The organism is Candidatus Accumulibacter sp. ACC007 (assembly GCF_907163205.1).
Taxonomy (GTDB): Bacteria; Pseudomonadota; Gammaproteobacteria; order Burkholderiales; family Rhodocyclaceae; genus Accumulibacter; species Accumulibacter regalis.
Genome location: NZ_CAJQUD010000001.1, coordinates 1,630,663 through 1,654,702, shown reverse-complemented (window position 1 = coordinate 1,654,702; position 24,040 = coordinate 1,630,663). Strand labels below are relative to the sequence as shown.

The window sequence follows — 24,040 nt, the reverse complement described above, 5'->3', positions numbered from 1 at the left end:
AAGACGATTGCCAGACTGCTGGTTGCGTTGATGGCTTCGCTGCCAGTGTCCTATGCGTCGGCGGTGGAACAACTCAAGGTCGGGTACGTCAATACCCAGCGTCTTTTCCGTGATGCACCGGCAGCCGTGCGAGCGGCCAAGAAGATCGAGCAGGAATTCTCCAAGCGCGACCAGGATTTGCAGCGTCTGGCGAAGCAGGTGCAGGGCTTGCAGGAGACGCTCGAGAAAAATGGTGTGACCATGGCCGAACCCGATCGTCGCGCAAAGGAGAAGGACCTTGGCGAGTTGTCGAGAGAGTTCCAGCGCAAGCAACGCGAGTTCCGTGAAGATCTGAACCTGCGCCAGAACGAAGAGAACGCGGCGATCATCGAAAAGGCCAACAAGGCGATCAAGCAGCTTGCCGAGAATGAGAAATACGACCTGATCGTTCAGGACGTCGTCTGGGTCAGCCCGCGACTCGACATCACCGACAAGGTGATCAAGGCCTTGTCCGATCCCAAGGACGGGAAGTAAGCCTAAGCTCGCCGAGCCACGGAGTTGAGGTGTCAGGAGGTCTGCGGCTAGACGAGATCGTTGCCTGTCTCGGCGGCGTCCTTGTAGGCGATGGCTCGGTCGTCGTCTCGCAGGTTGGCAGCCTCCTTTCGGCAGGCGAGGGGCGCATCGCCTTTCTCGCCAATTCCAGATACCGCCAGCAACTGAAAGGAACGCGTGCGGCGGCGGTGATCGTGCCGCCGCAGTTCTCGCAAGAGACCTCGCTACCGCGAATCGTTCATCCCAATGCCTACGCCTACTACGCGCGCGTTGTTGCCCTGCTCAATCCGACTCGGCAACGTTGCCCGGGCGTCCATCGCGGCGCAGTGGTCAAGTCGGACCTGCCGCCATCGGCGAGTGTTGGCGAGAACGTCGTCATCGGCGAGCGCGTTCGCCTTGGCGACAATGTGACCCTCTACCCCGGTTGTGTAATCGGTGACGATGCCGCGATCGGCGACGATTCCGTGCTCTACCCGAACGTCGTGCTCTATGACGCCTGCGTGATTGGCAAGCGGGCGATTATCCACGCTGGTGCGGTTCTCGGTGGCGATGGCTTTGGCTTTGCCAAGGAGGGTGAGCGCTGGGTAAAGATTCCGCAGATCGGCCGGGTGGTGATTGGTGACGATGTCGAAATCGGGGTCAATACTTCAATCGACCGTGGTGCGCTGGACGATACGGTCATCGGCAGCGGCGTCAAACTCGACAACCAGATTCAGATTGGCCACAACGTCAGTATCGGCGAGCATGTGGCGATGGCAGGCTGTGTCGGGATCGCCGGCAGCACCCGGATAGGCCGTCGCTGCACGGTCGGTGGGGCAGGGATGATCATCGGTCATCTCGAACTCGCCGACGATGTGCACATCTCGGCGGGTAGCATGGTAACCAAGAGCTTGCCCAGAGCGGGGCAATACACCAGCATCTTTCCGCTCGAAGGGCACCAGGAATGGTTGCACAATGCAGCACAGATCAGGCGTCTGGCACGACTCGCCGAGCGGGTCGCCGACCTTGAAAAGAAACTCGAACTGAGGGAGAACGCGCCTTGAACACAATGGATATACACGAAATCCTCGAGCATCTGCCGCATCGCTATCCCTTTCTCCTGGTCGACCGCGTGCTCGATTTCGAGCTCGGCAAGTCTATCCATGCTTACAAGAACGTGACGGTCAACGAACCGTTTTTTGTCGGCCACTTTCCGCATCACCCGGTGATGCCGGGCGTGTTGATCATGGAGGCTCTGGCTCAGGCGGCCGGAATCCTGTCTTTCAAGACGATGGGCGCCAAGCCGGACGCGAATTCCGTCTTTTATTTTGTCGGCATCGACGGCGCGCGCTTCAAGAAGCCGGTGACAGCGGGTGACCAGTTGCACCTGCACGTACACATTCAGCGCCAGATGCGCGGCATCTGGAAATACAAGGCGGAAGCCCGCGTCGACGGTGAAATTGTCGCCGAGGCCGAGCTCATGTGCGCCAAGCGCGATGTCGGCGGAGTCGGCGGATGACGGGTGCCATGATTCATCAAAGTGCACTCGTCGATCGCGGCGCGCAACTGGGCAGCAAGGTTTCTGTCGGCGCGTATTCAATCATCGGCGAGCATGTGGAAATTGGCGACAACACGGTGATCGGTCCGCATGTGGTGATTTCCGGGAGGACGCGCATTGGTCGGGATAACCGCATCTTCCAGTTCAGTTCGCTCGGCGAGGTCCCGCAGGACAAGAAGTACGACGGCGAGCCGACGCGACTCGAGATTGGCGACCGCAACACGATTCGTGAGTTCTGCACTTTTAACCTGGGCACCGCCCAGGATGTCGGCATCACCCGCATTGGTAATGACAACTGGATTATGGCCTACGTCCATGTTGCGCACGATTGCCAAGTGGGTAGCCATACCGTATTCGCCAACAATGCACAGCTGGCCGGCCATGTGCACATCGACGACTGGGCAATTCTCGGCGGCTATACCGGGGTGCATCAGTTCTGCCGGGTCGGCGCGCACACCATGACCGCCGTCGGGACGGTGGTTCTGCAGGACATCCCGCCTTTCGTAATGGCGGCTGGCAACACGGCCAGTCCCTTCGGGATCAACGCCGAGGGACTCAAGCGGCGAGGCTTTTCTCCCGAGGCGCTGCTGGCCTTGAAGCGTGCCTACCGGACGCTCTACAAATCCGGGCTGATGCTTGACGAAGCGCGCGCCAAGCTGGCTGAGGAGGTGCTCGTTCATCCAGAGATCCAGCCGCTGCTGGATTTCCTCGCGGCATCGAAGCGCGGCATCATACGATGAGCGTAGCAGCACCGGTGCGGATCGCCATGGTGGCTGGCGAAGCCTCGGGCGACCTCCTCGCCAGTCAGCTGATCCAGGCCTTGCAGGCGAGGCTTCCTGGGGCCGTGTTTTTTGGTGTCGGTGGCCCGAAGATGCTTGCCAAGGGGTTCCAGGCCTGGCATCCGCTCGAGAAGCTGGCCGTCCGCGGCTATGTCGAAGTGCTCAGGCATTATCGCGAGATTGCCGGTATCCGCCGCGATCTCAAGCGCCGCTTGCTCGCCGATCCGCCGGACGTGTTCATCGGCGTAGACGCACCGGACTTCAACCTGTCCCTGGAAAAGGCCCTCAAGCGGCACGGCGTTGCCAGCGTTCACTATGTCAGCCCGTCGATCTGGGCCTGGCGCGGCGAACGCATCCACGCCATCGGTGCAGCCGTTTCGCGGGTGCTGACGCTTTTTCCTTTCGAGACGGCGCTCTACGAGAAGCAGCGCATTCCGGTGACCTATGTTGGCCATCCGCTCGCCGACATGCTGCCTCTCCAGGACGGCCGCAATACGGCGCGGACGCTGCTCGGCATTTCGCCATGCGTACCGGTCTTCGCGCTCTTGCCCGGCAGTCGCCAGTCCGAACTGCAGTACATGGCGGAGACCTTTATCGAAACCGCCCGCCGGATGCACGAACAGATTCCCGAGGCGCTTTTCCTCGCCCCGCTGACGACGCGCGAGACGCGTGTACTGTTCGAAGCCGCGTTGCATCGCCGGGGCGCGAAGCAGTTGCCTATTCGATTGCTGTTTGGGCACGCGCATCAAGCGATGACGGCCGCCGATGCGGTGCTGGTCGCCAGCGGCACTGCTACCCTCGAGGCGGCTCTGCTCAAGAGACCGATGGCCATTGTCTACAAGATGGCGCCGCTCTCCTACCGGATGATGCGGCGCATGGGTTACCTGCCCTATGTCGGCCTGCCGAACGTGCTCGCCGGCAGGTTCGTCGTTCCGGAGTTCATCCAGGATGAAGCGACCCCCGAGAACCTGGCGCAGGCGCTGCTCAATCTCTATGCGGACAAGGCGGCGTGCGAACGGATCAAGGCCGTGTTCACGGATATTCATCGGCAGCTGCGGCAGAATGCTGCCGAAAAGGCGGCGGTAGCAATCATTGCCTGCTTGCCAACGGTACTGCGCGGCGATGCCGTTCCTGCTGCCGGCTGAGGGTCTCGTCTGCGGCGTCGACGAGGCTGGCCGCGGGCCGCTGGCGGGGCCGGTGGTCGCCGCCGCAGTGATTCTCGATCCAGACCGGCCGATCGCCGGCCTGAACGACTCGAAAAAACTTTCTGCCCGCAAACGGGAAGCGCTCGCCGAGCAGATTCGCGGCACGGCGCTGGCCTGGGGCGTTGCCGAAGCAAGCGCCGCGGAGATCGATCAGATCAATATCCTGCAGGCCAGCCTGCTGGCCATGCAGCGGGCTGTCGCGGCGCTCGCTGGCGCGCACGGTCGTGTGTCGCCGAGCCGTGTCCTGGTCGACGGCACGCATTGTCCCTCGCTGTCGTGCCCTGTCGAAGCCATTGTCGGCGGCGACGGTAAGGTCGCCTCAATCGCTGCCGCGTCGATTCTCGCCAAGACGTTCCGCGACGCTGGCATGCTCGTGTTGCATGCCAGCCATCCACAGTACGGCTTCGATCGCCACAAGGGCTACCCGACCGCGATGCACCTGCAGGCACTGCGCGAATATGGTGCAAGTGTGCAGCACCGGCGCAGTTACGCGCCGGTGGCGCGGCTCGGCGCCTCATGAGACGGATCGGCTCGCGCGACAATGCCCATTACAAAGTGCTGCTGAAGCTTGCGCACAGCAGCCGTGAGCGGCGCAAGAGCGGGCGCGTGTTGCTCGACGGCATGCACCTGATCGAGGCATACGAGCAGCACTGTGGGAGCCCTGACGAGGTGCTGGTCAGCGAAAGTGGCGCCGACCGGCCGGAAACCGCCCGCTATCTCGAGAGTCGGGCGTCGCTTGCCGTTACCCGACTGGGCGACGCGCTGTTCGACGCCCTGGCCGTGGTGGACACACCGAGCGGGATCATGGCCATCGTCTCCCAGCCGCAGCCGGCATGCAGCCTTGATCATGATCGGGACGCGGTCCTCCTCGACGGCATTCAGGATCCGGGCAATCTTGGTTCCATTCTGCGCAGCGCCGCCGCCGCCGGTTTCCGCCAGATCCTGCTGTCGGATGATTGCGCGCAGGTCTGGTCTCCGAAGACGTTGCGGGCAGCGATGGGCGCTCATTTCCAGCTTGACCTCCATGAACACAGCGATCTGCCGGGTTTCCTCGCAGTCTTTCGCGGCCAGTCAGTCGCCACCGTGCTCGCCGGATCGAGCAGCCTTTATTCGGCCGCTCTTCGACAACCACTGGCCTGGGTGTTTGGTAGCGAAGGGCTCGGCGTGAGGCCGGCAGTCGCCACTGCAGCCGATCTACGATTGCGCATCCCGATGCCCGGTAGCAGTGAATCGCTGAATGTTGCCGCAGCTGCTGCGGTCTGCCTGTTCGAGACGCTGCGCCGCCGCCAGGCCGCTCAGCGATGAGCGGCGGAAAGCCGACCCAAAGCGGCATTTCGTGGCCGCCGGCCGCGCACGACGCGTTTGGTGTTGGCGTTGCCTTCTGCTAGAATTCGCGGTCTTCCGGAGAGATGGATGAGTGGTTTAAGTCGCACGCCTGGAAAGCGTGTTTAGGATAATATCCTAACGCGGGTTCGAATCCCGCTCTCTCCGCCAGTAGGTCATAGTAAGTGCCTGAAAAAGAAAAAGAATACGAATAGTGGCCAACAGCGACCCACAAAACAACCCACAAAATAACATGCGCCAACGAATTCTCCCCTGCCGGGAAACGGTGGCCACTTAGTCTGCTTCTGTACGTAGCTTGCCAGGGTGACTCGGACGGAGATGCGTGCGAGGTTGCAGAGCCCAGAGGTCGGCTCTTGTCCTGCAACGACAGTGCGCCATGACGAGCCGGGTGATCGAGGCCTTCGGCAAAGAATACGTTCTTGGTTCGTCGGTCAGCTACGAAGACAACAGGGCGTATCAAGGCCAAGGCGGGAATGATCGCGCCAATACTCACGATCCGGCAATCATTCTCCGGCGGTTTAGTTGCCCACGCGCATGTGACTGTTCGCATAGATGACGCTGACCGGGTGGCACAAGGCCCGCAGTTGTTCAGCGATGAACGGAGGCTAAACCCTACCCCGTGCTTGTTGCGTCGATCTCCGTCCGCGCGTGCCTATGGATGACGGGCAGGGACGCTTGGGCCAGAGCCGTGTGCGGCGCAACGGCTGTCGACTCAGTTTTTGGCTGGCGCTCGAGGTGCTTGTGCCTGTATAGGGTCGCGGCCAAGGGCCAAGGACAAAAAAAAGCAAGCAGCTTCGGCTTGGCGTGTACACGGGCACTGAGCGTTGGAAGCGGGACAACGGTAACTGCTTCCTTCAGAAACCGGTTGGGGGGCTTTCTACTCGCCTTCGGGGAGCTTCACCCGAGTGTGGTCCGTCGGAGAATTCTCAGTCTCCACCAGCGGACCCTCGCTCGCGTCAGCCACCGTCTCGCTCGCCGTCTCCTTCCGCCGTGCCGCCAGCACCGCGCGCGTGGCGACTTGCCGGATCTGCCCCGCCAGCCGCAAAATCCGCCGCTTCCATTCGTACACTCCTCGCGCGTATTGGCTGTCGCTGATGACGCATGACAGCCAGAGCGCATCCAGATGGGTCATCATCGCGTCGAACTCGCGGATGATCGCCAGGTACTTGATCGCGCGCGGCGAGGTGATCTGTACATCGATGGTCTTGGCGCTGGTGTAGCCGATCGCGGTCTCGATGCCATTGCCCTCAGCAACTTCCTTCAGCCGCAGCGACTCCTTGCGAATCTCCTCCAGGCCCTGGTCGATCTGAGTATCGACCAGGGCATCGACTTCCTGCGCCTGCGCTTCGCTCCCGATAAATCGCAACACCACGCTCAACGAGAACAGCGCGTTGGCGCACATCTCGTAGCCACGGTCGAATATCTGCTGTGCGTGCAGCGAATTGAGCAAGGCCTTCTGCGTCAGGAAGGGCCGGCTGTTGTCCTGCCGGACCGATGGAATGTGCGTCGAATCGTTCCTCTGTCGCTGTGCCATCTGCCGTCTCCCGGAGTGTCGATCAAGCCCAGCGTATCGCTTGCACTGCGAGCGCGACCTTCGAAAAGCGCCCAGACGCGACGCATTTCAAACTCCTGCGACGACCGTGGCGGCAGAGAATTCAGCCATCTCTCGTTCCGTCTATGACGGTCGAAGTGAAGGTAGCTGGCCTTCTTCATAAACAGCATTCTCTCCAACCCCCGGCGGGGTAGCCCCGTCAGGATACGGCGGCGTCCCTGCCTTCATTGTCAGGAGGCAACATGCCATCGTTGAACAGAGTCACCCTCATCGGCCATCTCGGAGCCGACCCCGAGCTTCGCTACACGCAGAACCGCGAAGCGATCGCCACGATCCGGATCGCGACGACGGAGATCAGCAAGGATAAGTCGTCCGGTGAGCGCAAGGAAACCACCGAGTGGCACCGAGTGATCTTCTTCAACCGTACGGCCGAAGTCGTCGGCGAGTACCTCAGAAAGGGCTCTCCGATCTACGTCGAAGGTCGCATCCAGACCCGCAAGTGGCAGGACAGCGCAGGTCAGGATCGCTACGTGGTCGAGATCATCGGCAGCGAAATGCAGATGCTCGGTGCTCGTCCATCGGCGGCGAAGGACGCCAAGGCATCGGGTTCCGTCCCTCGTCGCGCCGACACGGGTTCGTCTGATGAGCCAAGCAGTACAGCTGTCGACGAGTTGCCGGTCATGGATCCGTTCTGAGCAGATCGTGACTTCTTTCCCCCACCGGGCGGTCATTTTCCCGGGCCGGGAGCCGACCGTCCTCCACCTCAGGAGGTTCGCTCATGGAACGTGTCATTCTCGTCCTCGCCATGCTGGCAGGGCTTCACTTGCTTCTGTCGTTTCTCCGTTGCTCAGCACAAGGCCTCAAAAGCTTGTTGAACCGTAGACCCGAAGCGACGGCAGCGTCCGAGCCGGCAGAAGTTATCAAGGTCACCAGCACCCATTGGCAGCAATACGACCGACCGGCTTACCAGCGCCGGACCGGGATCGACATCGATCCCGCCAAGAGCGATGAGGCTTCGTTTGAAGTGATCGCCTGAACGCTCATCCCCCTGCGGGGCATCGCCTCCGCATCAGGGGAGGGATGCCCTTTATTTCTTAATGGAGGCATCTCATGGCACTCGTTCTTCTTTCTTGCTGCATCACCGGTTGGATCATCAGCCGTCCGATCATTCGCGCGCTGGGGCTCTGAACATGGCTTTCGACCCCGCACACGATCAAGTCGTGCAATCCAATCCGCTTCTCGTTCGGCTCTTTTCGGCGCTCTCGATGGCGCGTGCTTGCGATCTCCACCAGAGACTACAGGCAGGGCGCACCGACCCGGAAACTCGCCAACTGCTTCGACGGGCTCTAAGCCTATCGAGGCAAGAACAAGCAGCGAACTGAACCACGCCCCGGCTTGCCGGGGCTTTCCCGAGTGCGTTTCCAAAGCGCCCTCCGGAAAGCAGGCTTTGATCGAGCGATTCTTCGCCCGAGCAAGTCGCGGTAGCTGGCCGCACGAAACAAACAGCATCTTCATCCACCCAGCCGGGGAGGCCCTCTCCGGAAGGGGCTGGTGACTCCGGCTTTTTTCTTCTGGAGGCACCATGGACGTCAGACATCCTGGCCTGCTGCGCATGCCGGCCAAGCAATACCACGCGGATCAATCGATCGGCCATTCGGGAATCATCAAGCTGCTCAAGAGCCCCGCGCATCTGCGCGAAGCCCTCGATCATCCGTCGCCACCCACGCCGGCGATGGCGTTTGGGTCCGCGGTTCACACCCACGTCCTCGAACCGGATCGCTTTTCCGAAGAGTTCGCGGTGGTCGAGAAATTTGATCGCCGCACGAAGGAAGGCAAGGAAGCCGCCGCCCGCTTCGAACAGGAGAATCAGGGCAAAACCCTGATCACTTCTGACGACCTGGCGACATTGACCCTCGTGCGCGCCGCCGTTCACGCGCACGAGGGGGCGGCCCGCCTGTTCACGCAGGGAGAAGCCGAGCTGTCGGCGTTCTGGACAGACCCGCTCACCGGGATCCCCTGTCGCTGTCGTCCGGACTGGTTCAACGGGACGGCCGTGGTGGATCTCAAGAGCTGTGTCGATGCCAGCAGCCGCGGCTTTTCTCGCGCCATCGCCAACCTCGGCTACGACATTCAAGCGGCGTTCTACGTCGATGGAATGAAAGCCGTGACCGGCACGGAGCTGCCCTTTCTCTTCGTCGCCGTCGAGAAGGAGGCACCCCATGCCGTGGCGCTTTACCGGGCTGACCCCGAAATCATCGAGGTCGGTCGCAAGAAGTACCGGGCAGCACTACAGCTTCTGAAGTGGTGCCAGGATGCAGGAAGCTGGCCGGCTTACCAGCCCGGGGGTGAGATCGAATTGATCTCGCTACCGCGTTGGGCAGCCAACACCGACGCTTTCGAGTTCGACGCCGCCTGATCGGCGGCCATTCTTAGTTTATCAACCCCGGCGGGGAGACCAGTCCCCGCTCCGGGAGGCATGGTGTCTCCGCCATTTGTATTTGGAGGAAACCATGTCTCAAACCTTGCATAACATCCAGAGCGCCCGTCAGGGGAAACCGACCAGCGTGGTGTCGTTTCCAGCGATGTTGGAGCGATTCAAGGGCGAAATCGCCCGTGCGCTGCCCAAGCATCTGAGTCCGGACCGCATGGCGCGGATCGCACTGACTGCGTTTCGGATGAATCCGACGCTGTCTGAAGCGGATCCGCGCAGTGTCTTCGCGGCGGTCATCCAGTCCAGCCAGCTCGGTCTGGAAATCGGTCTGATGGGTGAAGCGTACCTCGTGCCAATGGGTAGCCAGTGCCAATTGATTCTCGGCTATCAGGGGCTCGTAAAACTTGCGCGCAACAGTGGCAGCGTGCAGGACATCTATGCGCACGAAGTGCGGATCAACGACAAGTTCGACATCGTCTTGGGCCTCAACCGTTCCTTGATACACGAGCCGTTGAAGAAGAACGGCTTCCCGGCGTCCGACGACGAGCGCGGAGCGATCGCCGGTTTCTACGCCGTGGCGGTGTTCAACGATGGCTCACGCACCTTCCACGCTTTGTCGAAGGAGCAGGTCGAGTGGGTACGTGACCACTCTCGCGGTTACCAGATGGCGAAGAAGAACCGAAAGGAGAGTCCGTGGGACACGCATTTCGTCCCGATGGGCCTCAAGACGGCCATTCGCCGCCTGTGCAATCTGCTGCCGAAATCGCCGGAGCTGGCCATGGCACTGGCCATGGACGACCTCAACGAACGCGGAAAGACCCAGAACATCGGGATGGCCGAGGCGATCGACGGCTCCTGGGCTCCGATCATCGACGACGAGTCGAGTGACGTGAAGGAGACGGGGGCGGGCGACCAGAAATCCGGTCGTGAAGGTAGCAAACCGCCGCTCGATGCGCTCCTTACCAGCATCAGCCAAGCCGCATCCGTCGATGATCTCGACGAACGCTATGCCAAGGCCGAAGACGCCGCCGACGACGGCGATCTTGAGCAGTTGCTTCGCGCCTATCGCAGCCGTAAGGCAGTGTTGACCGACACGGCTTCACCGGTCAATGCGATTGTCGGCGTAGCGAAATGAGCGCCCCGCGAGGAAGTGATCACGGTGTCTTTATCCATGGCCGATGGCCCGAGGCCACAACAAACGGCTGCGGTCCGCACCGAGCGAGCAGAAACACCTGGCGAAGGTTGCCCGTGGTCTGACGATGACCTCGTCAGGCTCCACAGGCGCCTGCTTCACAAGTCGCTGCGCGCTCTGTTCGATTCGAGGGTCTGCGCCGCCACACGGGTGGAGATCCTCGACTGGCTGCTGTCCCCGAAGGATTGCTCGAACGCCTTCTCGTACCACGCGTGCTGCGCGCTTTCTGGCCTCGATTCCGAAGTGATTCGGGATCGGGTGCTGGAACGCTACCGGCGACGCGATCCCCGATAAACCCCCGGCGGCAACGCCGGGCTTTCCGCAGAGGGTTGACGCAGCCTTTTGCGGAAAGCCGATCTTGGCGTTGGCGCCAGCGGGTCTGTGGAATGCTTAGTGTTGCTGCGAGGCGTTTGCCTCAGGCTTTTATTTCGGGATGGACATGACCCTGGCCAGAGCTCTTGCCTGGCAGAATCTGACGACAGCCCGAACTGCGGCCGCGCGGTGAACAAAGGCGGTCAGACTCGACACTCGCTTGTTGCCGCGGGTCGGCACGAGCGGCTCGACTTCCTACGACGTGGGTCGTGACGCGAACGGCCGCTGTACGACGTAAAGGAGGCCCGTGCGCTGCCGGCTCCAATGACTCCTTTTCGGCCTGAGCGGGCGTTGACGGCAGCCGGCGTGAACGGCCGGTGTGAGATCCTACAGCAGCTGTTCGTGGCGACAGGTAACAGGTAACCGGCAAGTTGTCGGCCGAAACAGTCGTTCAGGTTCCGCCGCCCGAAGCGCTGCCGTGCGCTCCGCGGTTGCCGTTCATCATGCTCGACGGTTGAACGTTAGCAGGTGTAGGTCGGGCTGCCCCCTGTGCCGACTGGAACCCTTCAAGCGCCTCTGCAGAACGATCACCAACCATCTTCCTGGCGTTCTCAACGGTTTCCAGGCAGGCAAGCACAACGGCCGAGTCGAAGCGATGAATCGAGCGCTTCAGGAGGCTCGCGCTCGGGCACGCGGCTATCGCCGCGTCGAGAACTTCATCGCTATGGCTTACCTCATCGCTGGAAAGCTCAGCCATTTGCCCGTCTCGCCATTCGCCCGGATTTTGCCCTTTCCACACGAAACGAACTAAACCCCGATTAACGGCTTCACCCGGCGTCAGCTATAAAGAAATTGTATTTCCCAAAAGTGCATTGGATTTCCTATCCTTTATTCGTTCTGCATCGTCCTCGCACCAACACTATCAAAAACAGGGAGGCGTCAGCATGGCTGAAGTAAAGCTCTTGCTGAAGGAGACGTTCGAAGGCGGGGATGAACTGCGACTGGACCTGTTCAACGAGCCGTTGAAGGTCGACGATACTGGTGAGATTACGGTAGACGTCACACTGAACACGCCACAGTTCAAGTGGGCCTTCGAGGCTGGAACAGTGTTGCCGGATCTTGGATTCTCGCGCCGAGTGCAAGCGAGAGCCAAGTTGCTCGGCGCGGCGTTTGAAGCGATTCCGGAGATCGACGTCGAACTCGGGATTCGGCGCGACAGCAAAACGGTCGCGACCATCACCGACCTGCTGGTCGTGAAAATGAACGTCGGCGGGGAAGGCTTCGACTGGAAGGGCCTCCAGGTCTATCAGTGCAAGGCGGAACTAACACTCGGTGCCCAGCCCTGCCAGCTGAAGCTGACGCCGCCTAGTGAGGACGATCGCGTTGCGTCGTTTACGCTTCTGGGGGCCACCTTCTATTTCGTCGGACCGGAACCGCTGATCTTCTCGGCCAATGGCGTTTGTGGAAGCTGCGAGGCATCGCAGCCGACCTGCGACGCGCTCACGAAGGAGCTTAATGGTCTCTTTGGGGCCAGCGTCAGGGTGACAGCGATCAACAGGTGCCACGTAGCCTTCAGCGAAGATTGTTGGTCGGTGAACCTGCACATCGCGTTCAACGTTCCGTTCTTCGTAGGCGGCGACGGAGAGCTGGAGATCACGGCTTCGTGCGCAGCGGGCACCGGGGCTTGGAAGATCGAGTCGGCGGTAAAGCTGAGCAATGTCACGCGGTGGACAGATCCGCACGGCTGGTTCCAGATCGAGAAGCCCAGCATCGACATCCGCTTCACGGCCAGCGACAACACCTTCACGCCAAGCACCGCGCTCGGCGGGAAGCTGACCTTTCTGCCCGGCTCGCTTGATCGGTTGGACAAGAAAGTCGCGGACTGGTTCGGCGATCTGTTCGACGGCATGGGCGCCGACTTCGACTGCAACTTCGACGGAAAGCTGCCGACTATCGCACTGAAGCCGCTCTCGCCGTTCAAGCTGAATGCGCTGGACATGTTCCAGCTGCAGGTACCGCGGATCGACCTCAGCTTCGCCAGCACCTCTCCGACCTTCGACCTGAAGGGCATCGACCTGCGCATGGACATCGGCGACGTCGGCCTGCGCGGGACCCTGCCGACCATCACGTTCGATCCTTTCACCGGCCTTGGCCTCACAGGCCGCAACGAGATCTCGGTCGACATCGCGTTGTCGGCGCCTGGAGGCGTCAAAGGAAGTGCCAAGATCGCCTACCAAGACACCGAGGTGCTGCGCTATCTGGAAGGCACCGGGCAGATGAGCACGCCGACTTTACCGGGCGTCGCCGTTGCCTTCCGCGTCGGGCAGTTTCGACCGGCGCCGAACAGCGAATGGTTTCCAACGGTTCTGCTGTACGCCGACGCGCCTGCCAAGATTCCACTGTTCCCGATGGTCATAGTGCAGCGCATCGGACTCGGGATGGGCATCAACTGCGAGGTGCAGGGTACCTCGCGTCTCACGCTTGCCGAAGCACGCAAGCGCGTACAGGAAGGTCTGCCCGACGTCAGCAAGCCGGAAGTCTGGGCGCCAACCGAACACACGGCGTTGACATTGCTCGCCAGGCTGTTCGTCGGTCCGACTCCGGATGAGAACCTTGTCGGTTTCTACTCCGCGGACATGACGCTGATCGTCACCTCCGAGGCACAGGCTGCGGTTTTCGGAAAGCTGTGGCTCTACACGAAGACCCTGGATGCGCGCAAAGCTGCATTCCAGCAGCGTCCGGCCGCGCTCGCGCTTATGTTGCTCGATGGCCAGGAGCCATCGCTACGCATCGCGGCACAGACCACGGGCAACGGGCTCACCAGCCTGCCGTCCGACGGCCTGGCTGGCAAGCTGATGGGCTTTGATCTGCCTGCGATGCGCCTCGCATTCGAGGCCACCCGCAACGGCATCCTGCTGGTGCTAGGGCCCAACGAGATGGCGGGACAGCTCGGGCCGCTGAGCGTGCGCGCCACGTCTCTGCTCGCGTTCCGGGCGTCGACCGATGGCGGCGACTCGTACGTGATGTCCAAGTCCAGCCTGCGCGCCGTGTTCGACTGGAGCGCGTCAGCGTCGATCGGTCCGGTCAGCCTCAGCGCCAGCTTCAATGCAGGTTTCGCGGCGGATCTGCTGCTGCTCGGCGCCTTCAGCGAGGGCAAGCTGCTGCTCTACGGCAATGCTTCGCTCGTCATGAACGCGGCGCTGTCCCTGCATGCCAGCGTGGGCTTCAGCATTAGGATCAACTGCTTGTTCACGAGCTTCACGATCTCCTGGCACGTCGACTACGACTTTCGCCTGGAGGTGCATGTCGATCTCGGACTCGAAGTGGCCCTGGCCACCCAGGGCACTGCACTCGGCATGCTGGGGCATGCCAGTGCCACCGTGAACGTGCTGGGAATCTCGGCCTCCCTCAGCATTCCGCTCTCCCTCAATACCGAAGTCGTTGGAAGGGCATACAAGGAGCGCGTGCGAATCGAGACGGAACTGCGCAAGACTCTAGGAAACTGAGGCGACATGGACAACTTATTCCTGAAGAGGCTCGATGGCAAGCATTGGCTCGGCCTGCGCCTGCCCGCGGATATGAACATCGTCACGGGCGAGGACACCAAGCTGAAAGTCACCCGGCAGCCGCAGCTGGGTGACATGCCGCCATTCACATGGGACGACGCCATCTTTTACTGGCCGGGCACGGAACGCGACGCGTCCAAGGAGCCGAAGCTCACGTGGTGGAACCACGGAGGAGATCGCCCGTCCGGCGACGCGTATGCGGGCGTCATCGATGATCTGGAAGCCTGGAGTTTGAGTACTGGCACCGACATGTTCAGGGATATCATCGACAAGATGCGGAAGGCCCAGGAACTGTCGGCGGTCTCGCTGCCACTGCGCTGCTATCGCGCCTACATCGACATCCAGGCGACGACCGATGCGTCGCGCAGCATCAAAGACTGGATCCAGGTCTGCCTGAACGCCTTTTCACCACGCCCTGGTGAGGTGCCAATCGAGGCGTTTGGGGGCCTTCTTTTCCTCGTCGAGACAAAGGACGCGGCGCTGCCGGTCGCAGCCGATGCAACGGTTTACATCGACCCGGTGCTGCCCGGTACCAAGCCAGACGGACTACAGCTCAAGGCGTTTCAGCACAGCGCGGGCATCGCGTTCGAGATGGACGAAGGCACAGGCGGGGCGCCCTTTACCAACAGCAGCATCCAGAGTCACCTGAACCGAGGCACCGATGACCACCCCGGGTTCTCGGGCTACTACCGGATCACACGCACGCTGGGCGTCGTCGAACGTCCGTCGCGGCGCAGCGGGCTCATCGTCATTCCAAGCGCGCTCAGGGAGACGCCCAGTGATGTCACCGTTGCGGCCGCCATGCCGGCCAACATGCCATGGAGCGACCGTCTGTTCCGTCCCGCAGATCGCCTGATGCCTGACGAACTGATCGGTGAGTTGCTGAACTACCGCATCGAACTCGTCAATCCGCATGGCAGCGTCGTGCGCGCTGGCCGGGTGATGCTGCAGCGCCTGAGGCTCGATCCTCCGGCGGCACCGGCGCGCGGCATGGCCCGACTTGTGCGCACGGGCGACAAGGCCACGCTGGTCGTCCGCTTCGATCTTCCGCCCACGGAGAAGGATGATGGGCGTGGCCTGTCTGCTGTGCTGTACCGGATCGAAACTCCGGCGCTGCCCACTGGCTTCTACGCCGACGCCGACGACGCGGCGATCCAGGTCGCGCGGTTGCTGTCCGACATCGATCCGATGGCCGTCTCGGACGTGCGGGCAACCGATCAGCTGCCGCCGGGCGCGTCGTCGCAGACCTCACAGACGAACCTGTCGAATCACGGGCTGATGCCGTATCCGACTGAAGACGGTATCGCGCTGGCCATGCTCACGCAGCGAGAGACGCCGCCCGCCGCCGGCGCGGGAGATGACCCATGGAACCAATGCCGCTGGCAGTGGGAGATCAAGATCAATGAGGACGACAAGGACGACAAGGACGACAAGGACGACATCATGCGTGCAGGCAGCGCGGTCCGGCTGATGCTCGCGCTGCGGCGTATTGTCCCGCCCGACTCGGCAGGCGCGGCCTACGAAGGTGTCATCCCCGAGTCACCGGTGCTCGAATTGCAGATGGCGATCGGGTTCGACCCGGACCGCACCGATGGCGACTTGAGCGTCGTGCACTTCGAGCGCTTCTGGAGCGACACTCACGAAGAAACGCCGCTCCCCTTGCTCGACGTGGACCGGGTGTTCTTCTCTGAAGCACCGGAGGATGATCCGCCGGAACCCTATGCTCGTGTCCGGATGCAGTTGCAACACCTTACTGACCCAATGGGCCAGGGCGAGCCGGTCGGCGGCTACCGGATCTGGATGCGGGATATGCCCGCCCCCCACGTGGAGGGCATTGAGTTCGAGGCTGTAGCGATCGTGCAGGCCGTACCGCAATTGGTGAAGGCCTATGCGCCCATCGAGGTCGGTCGGCAATGGTGGATCGAAGCGACGGCGCCCAAGGGTGAGCCGGGCATCGATGCGGACATTGCGCCGAGTCGGTTTCTGACGCCTCACGCCGCCATGATCCGACGCGAGGAGGAAAGCAAAAAGGGCGATTTTAAGAATGTCACGACCCAACTCGACGAAGAGATCGAGCGCGACAAGATGCTCGACGACAAAACCAAAACACGCGCGCAGGCCCGAAGTGCGCTCAGCGCTGGCCTGCTTTTCGAAGCTTGGCGACTTCTGAACGTCGACGATTGTACGGAAGTGGTGTTGACCATCGCACAACGGCGCGATCTGTCGCGCGGACATGTCGATGCATGGATGGCGGGTACAGGCTCCCCTGGTAACTGGATCCTTTTTCGCGACCAAAATGGCGGCTATCTGGGTCGGGCCTGGACCTTCAAGGGAACGAATGCGCCGTTACTGCGCCGCTACTATGTGCTGCGGGAGATTCCGAACTTCCAGGACACGGTCGCGATCGACGACTTCGGGCAGGTGACCTGGAACTGGGCGGGGCTGAAAGACGGCTGGCACCATGAGCTGGAATGGGCCGTCGAACCGCTGTCGCGCTATGCGCCGCTGCGCCGGCGTGCCGTCACCCTGTCCGATAGGCCAGCATCGGATACTGCATCCGCGCAGCGCCTCCCTCCCCCTTCCTGGCTGAGTCCCGCAGCGCCCATGGTCGACCGGTATATTCACCGCCATGGCGTGCAGCGACGCGAGTCGTTCGAGGGCCGGCGCATCGGTCTGATCCAGGCGACGAACCCGGCTCAGGATGCATTCGTGTGGAATGTCACCCTTCCCGCCGATTTCCGGCGCTCCACCCACAACACGCACGCGCGCACGGCGCTCGGCGTGCTACGCGTCGAGTTGCTCTCCGTGCGGACCGAGTCGGTGCTGGCCGAGCACTACAACGTCGGCCAGCTCGCGCCGTTAATTCCGGCCTGGTGCGCCGCCGCTGGGCGACCCGCTGCAGCTGTGGCCTCTGAGCTGGAAGCGCTGCAAGAGGGCCACGAAATCGTCATCCATCAGCCGGCCGCCTTCAAGGTAAGCCTGACCGTGAGGCCGCGTGCCGACGCACTGGTCGGCGACGAGACGCACATCGTCCCTGCTGCGCAGCGCCAGCCGCTCGCGTTCTCGAACCGTGACGTGATGCTCTCGGACCATTGCTTCATGACCAAAGAACGCGGAGAGCTCGTGTTGCCTCTAGCCCGTCTGGATTGGAGCTATACCGGCCCGGCTAAACCGAGCGTGAACGAGATTCTCGGGACACAACTTGAAAACGAGGATGCGGGAAATTCGCCGGGCTTGCGCTTGCCAGATCCGCACGTCTCGGCGACGGTCTTCGTGGAAGATACCGATGATGTGCTGCGACCTTGCGCCTACTTTTACGGCCCGGCGATCGAGGAGAACGAAAAGCTCATGCGGCCGTCGGGCTGGAAACGCAGCGATGCCGACGTTGTCTTCGGCTATGCCTACGTGGATGGGAACGTGGTCACCAAGGCCGAGTTCGACGCCGACGGCGGCGGCGATCATCCCGGACACCTGGGGTTCAATCTGAAGAAGCCCAGTGCCGCTCAGCACTTTCGCGTCCTCTGGAAACGTGAAGGTAAAGCGTCCGAACTGCTGATCCCGCTTTAGCTCACCTGAAAGGAAGCGACATGGCTGCCGAGAAGTTGCCGCCGCTGGAAGCCGCCAAGCCAGACGGTGTGGTCGAGAACGTCGTATTCACCGGCTTCGACAATACGTCGTGGACAGCCAAGTACGCGTATGTGTCGGGAGGTCGCTTGCAAGCCCTCGCCGGCGCTGACAACACCACCATCTATGGCAAGCTCGAAGACGATGGTGTCGTGGCACGCGGCGAGGCGCGCTGGGTGGGCAGCGAATGGCTAATCAAGCGCGATAGCCTGATGACGCAAGTCAAGACAGCGATCGGTCCCACGGCCGAGACCGGGATCAATGTCGACGGCATTCTGATCGACGACGCCGAACTACTGGGAACCTCGCCCGAACCTCCCTTCGAGAACGACGCGGACGACTGGAAAGCCGGCATCGTAGGTGCGCTCGTCGCGCAAGTTCTAGGCAGTGCGGTTGCGATGCGTCCCGAGGCGATGGCGCGCAGGAACTCCCTGGTCACGTTCTCAGAACGCGGCGTCCGGCCCGAAGACGATGACAGAAATGACTTCCTGTCGGTGAAATGGAACTACGGCGAGGGTGCGGCCGCTATGCAGCACAAGGAAACGACGCTCGAATCCAAAGCGGCACTGCTGATGGACGAAGTGGCCGATGGTGCCTGGGAGACAGGCCAGCCGCTCTGGATCAGGAGCGACCAAGGCTTCCTGCGTTGGCATTCGGAGGCCACGGACCTGTCGTACCACTTCAGATCAGAAAGCCGAAGCATCGACATTACCGCTTGGCTGCCCGCAGGCCCGGTCGGCGGCTTCGCCCGGCTGCTGTTGGATCAGAGCGGCACCAAGACGTTGATCATCGACACTGCGACAAAGCTCGCCACGCTCGAGGTGAAAGCGCCTGCAATGCTGGTGGCCGTGCCCGGCGAGTGTTGCGACGGGCAGCGACTCGCGGCGGCGCTGTTGCCACCCGACGATGCCGATGTCGACGGCACGCTCTGCGTGGTTAGCCGTGCACTGTGTCGCAAGGACAAGCTATGCACCACGGCGCTGCGCATCGAACATGCGCTTGGGGGAGTGAGCGCGACATTGGTCGTCGTTGCCGAACAGCCCGCCGCATCGCGGTCTCGCTATTTCGCACCGTCCGAACAGTGGGTGCGACCCGCGGAGAGCGCGGCGAACAGCCCAACCGGCATCGCGCGTGCGCGGGTGCTGCTGCCCCACAAACTGTCGTCCGAAGGCATCAGACTGCGATGGGCGCAGGACCTGCAGGCGGAGAACCCCGGTGATCTGGACTGGAATGAGGCGACGCTCTTCGAATCACGGGGCGTCGATGGCAGCACTCTGGTTGTCGACGGTCCGCTCGCGAAATTCGCCATGCCTTCCGACAACCGAGACGACTACGGCGGCGAGAGATGGCAGCCCGAGCCCGAGCTTAAGGTAGAGACCAGCAGCGAACCCGCCGTACTGCGTGCGATCTACAGACGTTCCACCGCGTTGGGCGCGGATGCCTTGGAGGCGTTGCCACCCTATGCCGCGACGCGTGTCGGTGGATCGAAGGCCCCACCGAGGGAGACGACAAGGGATGAGTTGCGAGGCGAAGATGTGCGGCTGCACGTGTACCGCCCGGCGCCCACCAAGGAAGTTCAGAAAGGTCGACGATTTACCGCTGGTGCTGTTCGCGCGCGTCGCGGCTGGGCCGATGACATCAACTTCCTCGGGCGCCCCGACCTCAAGTACGGCCCGATCGACTATCTTCAGTTATTGGGCGACGAGACGCATGCATGCAGCTGGATCCGTCTGAGCAACGATACGCTTGTCCCACAGGACGGTATCGCGGCGGGAGCCGGTGGCGCTGCGGTTACCTCGCCCGAGTTCTACGACTTCGCGACCTCGAACGTGCAGTCTTTCAGCACGACTCTTGGCCACGAGGTAAAGCAAGAGCAAACCGGCACGCTGGCGTTGTTCGAACTCGTGGAATCGCTGTCGCTGACCGAGGGTTCGCCTTCGACGTTTGTGCTGAACCTGAAGGAGAAGGACAAGAGCCCGATCAAGATCTGGGACGGCCCAGGAGACGTAATCAATCGGCTGGTGATTGCCAAGGCCAATCCTCTTCCTCCGCCCGATGAAATTAGCGGGAGTGTAGGCGACGCCTGTGCGCTGATCCTGAAGAGGCTCAACCGCCTGTATCTAGAATTGGAGCGCGACGGGCCGCACTTCGTCGTTCGTCGCGCGATGCTGGGATGGAATGTGCATGGGGCGTTCGGGCTGAAAGCCACGGAAATCGGCCTCGAAGTCACCGAGCTGTTCGAACCGGTCCATGGAAGACTGACACGCACCGTAGAGTTCAACGGCGCCCTGGCGGTGACGTCGTCGGAGCTGACCAGCCCTCCCAACCGCTATTCCCTGAAGGCCTTCTTCTGGGCTGCGACCTGGACGCATACTGATGCCGAAAAGTCGACGATCCGAGTGATCTGCGACCACCTTTGGCAATTCGGGGGCAAGTCGCTGCCTTTCACATCGGTGCAGGACGCGCGCTGCGCAGGAGGTCGTTTGGACCTGTCGGCCGACATTCTCGTGCTGCGGTCCTCGGCGCTCCCGCCGACTACCGAGCGCGGTGCGGAAAGCCGCTGGCAGCCGAGCCGGCGCAATCTCTTCACCGTGGTGCTCGACGCGGCGCGCGAATCCATCGGCAAGACATCGAACGAGTTCGTCGCGTTCGTAAAGATCCGGCATGTGAATGCGCCCAAGCTCGAAATACTGGATGCGCCGCCGCTTGCCGAGCGCGACGTACGCATCATCCCCGACTGGCGTACAACTGAGCGCGACATCGTTCCGAGATTCTCCGATCTGCCGCGACCGGCACGGATACGGCGCCACACCTGGCTGCGCAGCGCCGAGGGCGCGCCACATCGCCTGGGCACACACGGCACCGGCACTGTCGCAGCGGAACTGAGTGTGGTGATAAGCAGAACCACGCAGGATCTCACGACGATCGCGAGCCTGGCAGCCTGCACTCTTGTCCGGGAACTCGAGATGGCTCCCGGAATCCCGCGGTGGATTCCCTCGCCGTTACAGCTGGTGCGCTCGTCCACGGCAGCAGCACCGACGCCCGGGCCGGCCTCGCCACCGCGCGCTATGTGCCGGCTGTGGCTGTTCGATGGCCCACCACGCATGGTGGCCGAATGGGCAGCCACGGACGATCCGCTTCTCGACGCGAAGTTGAGCCTGAGGCGCATGGGCTGGACCCGCGAAGCGGTGCTTGAAGAGGAGCTAGGGACTGGGCAGGACGCAGTTACCTGGAAGATAGTCGACTCCCCGCTGCTCAACCGCGAAGCGAGCATCGGCTGGTTCGCGTGGCCGCTGAAGGAGCTTGGGGACCAGAGTTTGAAGACCACTTGGCCCTACGACGTGCTGCCACGGACGCAGCAGGTCGCGCAGTGCCGAGCGCGAGCGCCGCGCGCATTCGCCGTGGAAACAGCCTTCAATCACGACTTCGATAGCAAGTCGAGTACGCACGTGGAGCGGCTTTTCATGGCCGATCTTTCGGAGGAGCCGGATGAAGACGCTGAGCAGGTCTCAGCGGAGTTCCGCAGCGCAGGGCTTCGCGCAGGGGCATGGCACCGTATCGTCGACTACGCGGGCAAGACGGTCACGCGCACATTGCAAGCGCCGACCCCCTTGCCGTCTCCAAGGCCCGAGGTGAGCCTGGTCTCGCAGAATGGAAAACTGGTTTGGGACCGGCAACCCGCGCATGATGATCTCATCACAGAGGGCGAGCGTGATGACGGTGGCGGGAGGACGTTCCAGGTCGCACTGCCCGCCGCCGCGTGCACCGGAGTCAAGGTGTTGAAGTCCTGCGACGACCTGCGCGTCCAGAACAGCAAAACCAAGGCGTGGGAACAGGTCGACTCGAAGAAGCTCTACGCCCCGAACGATGATGGTGGCTCGCGCACCTTCAACATCAGCATGCCCAAGGATCAGCCGTTCAAGGCACTGCAGTTGGAGATCTATGTGGATGGCCAGGAGAAGATCCCCCAGGAGCGGCTTCACCTCTTTCAGGGGGGCATCGAGCGGCTCGCCGGGATCTTCGACTCCGATCGCCGTCTGCAGGCATTCGGGACCGAGGAATTGAGCTTTCGTCCTGACGAGAATGCGGGGGCGGTCGCTTCGATGGTGCAATGGTGGCGTTCGGCCGAATGGCAGCGCTTCGCGAGGCCTGGGGTGGTCCAGGCGGAGATGACAAACTGGTATGTCGTGACCGTAGACATTGAAGGCCAATTCACGATCTATCAATAGGGTTCGCGACGGCTAAGACACCATTCTGCCGCCGCGCCGCCTTGGTTCGCAGTTCCGAGATCCCGCTGCTCACTTCGCCGATGGCCCGAAGCCGAAAGCTGGTGCGGTCGTTCTCCACCGTTGGCCTGGTCAATGCGTGGGAGCCTGAGAAAGCAAAAAGAGGCGCGCCGCGCACAGCGGGGCTCCCGGATTCGACGTGCGCCGTGCTAAGGCGGCGCTTTTCCCGTGGGTGCGAGCGGAACGTATCAATGACTTTGAGACACCGATGTACATTAATTTGGTGAGCATGGGTCGTTTTTTTCGTCCGCGACCAGCTATTGAATGTCCTTTATTAACCTGTGCCGGATCGGGTGCTCACTTTGGTCTTATCCGGCTTAATTCAGGAGAAGCTACCATGACAACCGATTTTCAAATCCTGTGGGACGCGTACCCAGACGCAGATCGTGTCGAGTTCTTTCAGGATTTGGGGGGTGGATGGCCAGCGCTCATCGGAGATCCGGCATTCGAGAACACTTGCGCCTTGCGCCTTTCCGTTGCCTTGCGTGCGACAGGGAGCGCACCCCCTGCCGAACTGGTCAAGAATGACGGCAACCTGAAGGACGGACAAGGGAACTCCCTCATCGTGCGAGTGGCCACTGCAAAAGCTTGGCTTGAGTCTCTCCTCGGACCATCTATGTGGGGCATTAGTAAGCAGGTCGGGGCCGACATTGGGGATGGGCTGATCCCAGCGTGGAAAGGAATTCTGCTATACCGTGTGCCAAACGCGGCCGATGCGAGTGGGCACGTCGATTTGTGGAATATAAGCAAGTGTCGAATCGACTGTCATAGCCACTTCGCGCGTTCTGCGACAAGTGTTGAGCTTTGGCGTCTGCTGTGAGGCTCTTGGCGATACGGATAAATGGCGTCTTGATGCCCGCATAAGCGGTCAGCAAGAAACTCATCCGATAACACGAGCCAACGCCGTCCAGGATTCTAGCGACATCTGCCTGAAGCTTGACGACGGTCCGTGACACAAACCCAAACATCAACACTCACAACTTCACGGACTGGAGCATTACGAAGGACGGCATCAAGGTCGACCTTACGGAAGAGGAACGGAAAGCCTATTGGTGATGTGAGGCTAACCTACCAAGAGAGATCCACCGGCTCTGCCGGGGTGGCAGTAGCAGTTTGACATTTCCTGGAGTCGTCCAAGCTGCTTGTTAGAGCGCTTGTTTCACTCGTAGCGGTCGTGACGGCGGAGCTTTTGACGTTGGATTGCGATAAGCCCCCTTTGAGGGGGCCGCAATCCCGAAAGCCCCCGGCTTTGCTGAGGGATGGTTACTTGCGAAGTTCGGCGTGCCCTCTCGAATTCCCAGAAATAGCGACGGCAATATTCTCGCTGAACGTCTGCAATGGAGGTGTCGCCATGTCTGTTTCGGGTCGAAAGGGTGAGTAGCGATTTTCAGTAAGCGGTCATCCGGACTCGCCGACCCAGCATCTTTTCGTGAACCCGGTCGAATGGCGGCAACGGGGACCACAGCCGACGCTCATGGCGCACGTCCCCAGTGACCGCTCTGGCCGACGACCAGACGTAGAGCGCCTCGTTCCGAATGCCCGCTTGAAGGCAAACACCGGACGCTGATTGTTGTCGCTGACGCCGGCACTCATCGCCGCCAATTTTTGCCACCAAATTTGTGCGGTTTTACTCTGCCGCTAGCGCTGTTCCCTGGCGCTGGCAAAGCGAGGGCGGTTGGAA

General features: G+C 61.7%; 17 protein-coding genes and 1 tRNA gene. 17 read left to right on the top strand and 1 reads right to left on the bottom strand.

The features are described 5' to 3' along the window. Nucleotides 1-30: 30 nt before the first annotated feature. The 8 genes from QZ634_RS07120 (at nt 31) to QZ634_RS07085 (ending at nt 5,546) form a co-directional block, all read left to right on the top strand. Nucleotides 31-513, top strand: coding sequence for an OmpH family outer membrane protein (locus tag QZ634_RS07120; protein ID WP_043565502.1), 483 nt, complete (start codon nt 31-33; stop codon nt 511-513). A gap of 29 nt (nt 514-542) precedes the next feature. Beyond that, nucleotides 543-1,574 carry a UDP-3-O-(3-hydroxymyristoyl)glucosamine N-acyltransferase gene (gene lpxD, locus QZ634_RS07115; RefSeq protein ID WP_291986770.1) on the top strand — a complete coding sequence of 344 codons (1,032 nt, stop codon included), beginning with the start codon at nt 543-545 and terminating at the stop codon, nt 1,572-1,574. A 5-nt stretch (nt 1,575-1,579) separates the two neighbouring features. Continuing rightward, complete coding sequence (fabZ, locus tag QZ634_RS07110; protein WP_291988065.1) at nt 1,580-2,029, top strand: 3-hydroxyacyl-ACP dehydratase FabZ; 450 nt, start codon at nt 1,580-1,582, stop codon at nt 2,027-2,029. Nucleotides 2,030-2,037: 8 nt separating this feature from the next. After that, nucleotides 2,038-2,808: an acyl-ACP--UDP-N-acetylglucosamine O-acyltransferase gene (lpxA, locus tag QZ634_RS07105; RefSeq protein ID WP_291986767.1), complete on the top strand. Its 771-nt coding sequence runs from the start codon at nt 2,038-2,040 to the stop codon at nt 2,806-2,808. Beyond that, nucleotides 2,805-3,992, top strand: a complete 1,188-nt coding sequence (gene lpxB, locus QZ634_RS07100) for a lipid-A-disaccharide synthase (protein WP_291986764.1) — start codon at nt 2,805-2,807, stop codon at nt 3,990-3,992. The genes lpxA and lpxB overlap by 4 nt, the downstream gene beginning before the upstream one ends. Next, nucleotides 3,970-4,572, top strand: coding sequence for a ribonuclease HII (gene rnhB / locus QZ634_RS07095; protein ID WP_291986762.1), 603 nt, complete (start codon nt 3,970-3,972; stop codon nt 4,570-4,572). Before lpxB ends, rnhB begins: the two co-directional genes overlap by 23 nt. Further along, nucleotides 4,569-5,357, top strand: a complete 789-nt coding sequence (locus QZ634_RS07090) for an RNA methyltransferase (RefSeq protein ID WP_291986761.1) — start codon at nt 4,569-4,571, stop codon at nt 5,355-5,357. Before rnhB ends, QZ634_RS07090 begins: the two co-directional genes overlap by 4 nt. Before the next feature lie 98 nt (nt 5,358-5,455). After that, a tRNA-Ser gene (locus QZ634_RS07085) sits at nt 5,456-5,546 on the top strand. A 727-nt stretch (nt 5,547-6,273) separates the two neighbouring features. Here the strand turns inward: QZ634_RS07085 and QZ634_RS07080 are convergent. Then, a complete protein-coding gene (locus tag QZ634_RS07080; protein ID WP_291986759.1) occupies nt 6,274-6,846 on the bottom strand; it encodes a hypothetical protein in 573 nt (190 codons plus the stop codon). A 344-nt stretch (nt 6,847-7,190) separates the two neighbouring features. Here QZ634_RS07080 and ssb point away from each other — a divergent pair, with 344 nt between their 5' ends. From ssb to QZ634_RS21520, 9 genes are all read left to right on the top strand, one after another. Then, nucleotides 7,191-7,643, top strand: a complete 453-nt coding sequence (gene ssb, locus QZ634_RS07075; protein ID WP_291986758.1) for a single-stranded DNA-binding protein — start codon at nt 7,191-7,193, stop codon at nt 7,641-7,643. An 83-nt stretch (nt 7,644-7,726) separates the two neighbouring features. Continuing rightward, entirely contained in the window at nt 7,727-7,984 is a 258-nt protein-coding gene (locus tag QZ634_RS07070) for a hypothetical protein (protein ID WP_291986756.1), read from the top strand. 546 nt (nt 7,985-8,530) lie between these two features. Next, nucleotides 8,531-9,364 (top strand): PD-(D/E)XK nuclease-like domain-containing protein, encoded by an 834-nt coding sequence (locus QZ634_RS07065; RefSeq protein WP_291986754.1) that lies wholly within the window; start codon nt 8,531-8,533, stop codon nt 9,362-9,364. A 94-nt stretch (nt 9,365-9,458) separates the two neighbouring features. Continuing rightward, entirely contained in the window at nt 9,459-10,514 is a 1,056-nt protein-coding gene (locus QZ634_RS07060) for a recombinase RecT (protein WP_291986752.1), read from the top strand. A 748-nt stretch (nt 10,515-11,262) separates the two neighbouring features. Further along, on the top strand, nt 11,263-11,694 hold the full coding sequence (locus QZ634_RS07055) for a transposase (protein WP_366145363.1): 432 nt from the start codon (nt 11,263-11,265) through the stop codon (nt 11,692-11,694). 133 nt (nt 11,695-11,827) lie between these two features. After that, complete coding sequence (locus tag QZ634_RS07050) at nt 11,828-14,389, top strand: hypothetical protein (RefSeq protein WP_291986748.1); 2,562 nt, start codon at nt 11,828-11,830, stop codon at nt 14,387-14,389. Between the two features lie 6 nt (nt 14,390-14,395). Next, on the top strand, nt 14,396-18,016 hold the full coding sequence (locus QZ634_RS07045) for a hypothetical protein (RefSeq protein ID WP_291986746.1): 3,621 nt from the start codon (nt 14,396-14,398) through the stop codon (nt 18,014-18,016). 20 nt (nt 18,017-18,036) lie between these two features. Then, nucleotides 18,037-22,302 carry a hypothetical protein gene (locus QZ634_RS07040; protein WP_291986744.1) on the top strand — a complete coding sequence of 1,422 codons (4,266 nt, stop codon included), beginning with the start codon at nt 18,037-18,039 and terminating at the stop codon, nt 22,300-22,302. A 265-nt stretch (nt 22,303-22,567) separates the two neighbouring features. After that, nucleotides 22,568-23,179 (top strand): T6SS effector amidase Tae4 family protein, encoded by a 612-nt coding sequence (locus QZ634_RS21520; RefSeq protein ID WP_366145362.1) that lies wholly within the window; start codon nt 22,568-22,570, stop codon nt 23,177-23,179. Nucleotides 23,180-24,040 lie beyond the last annotated feature (861 nt).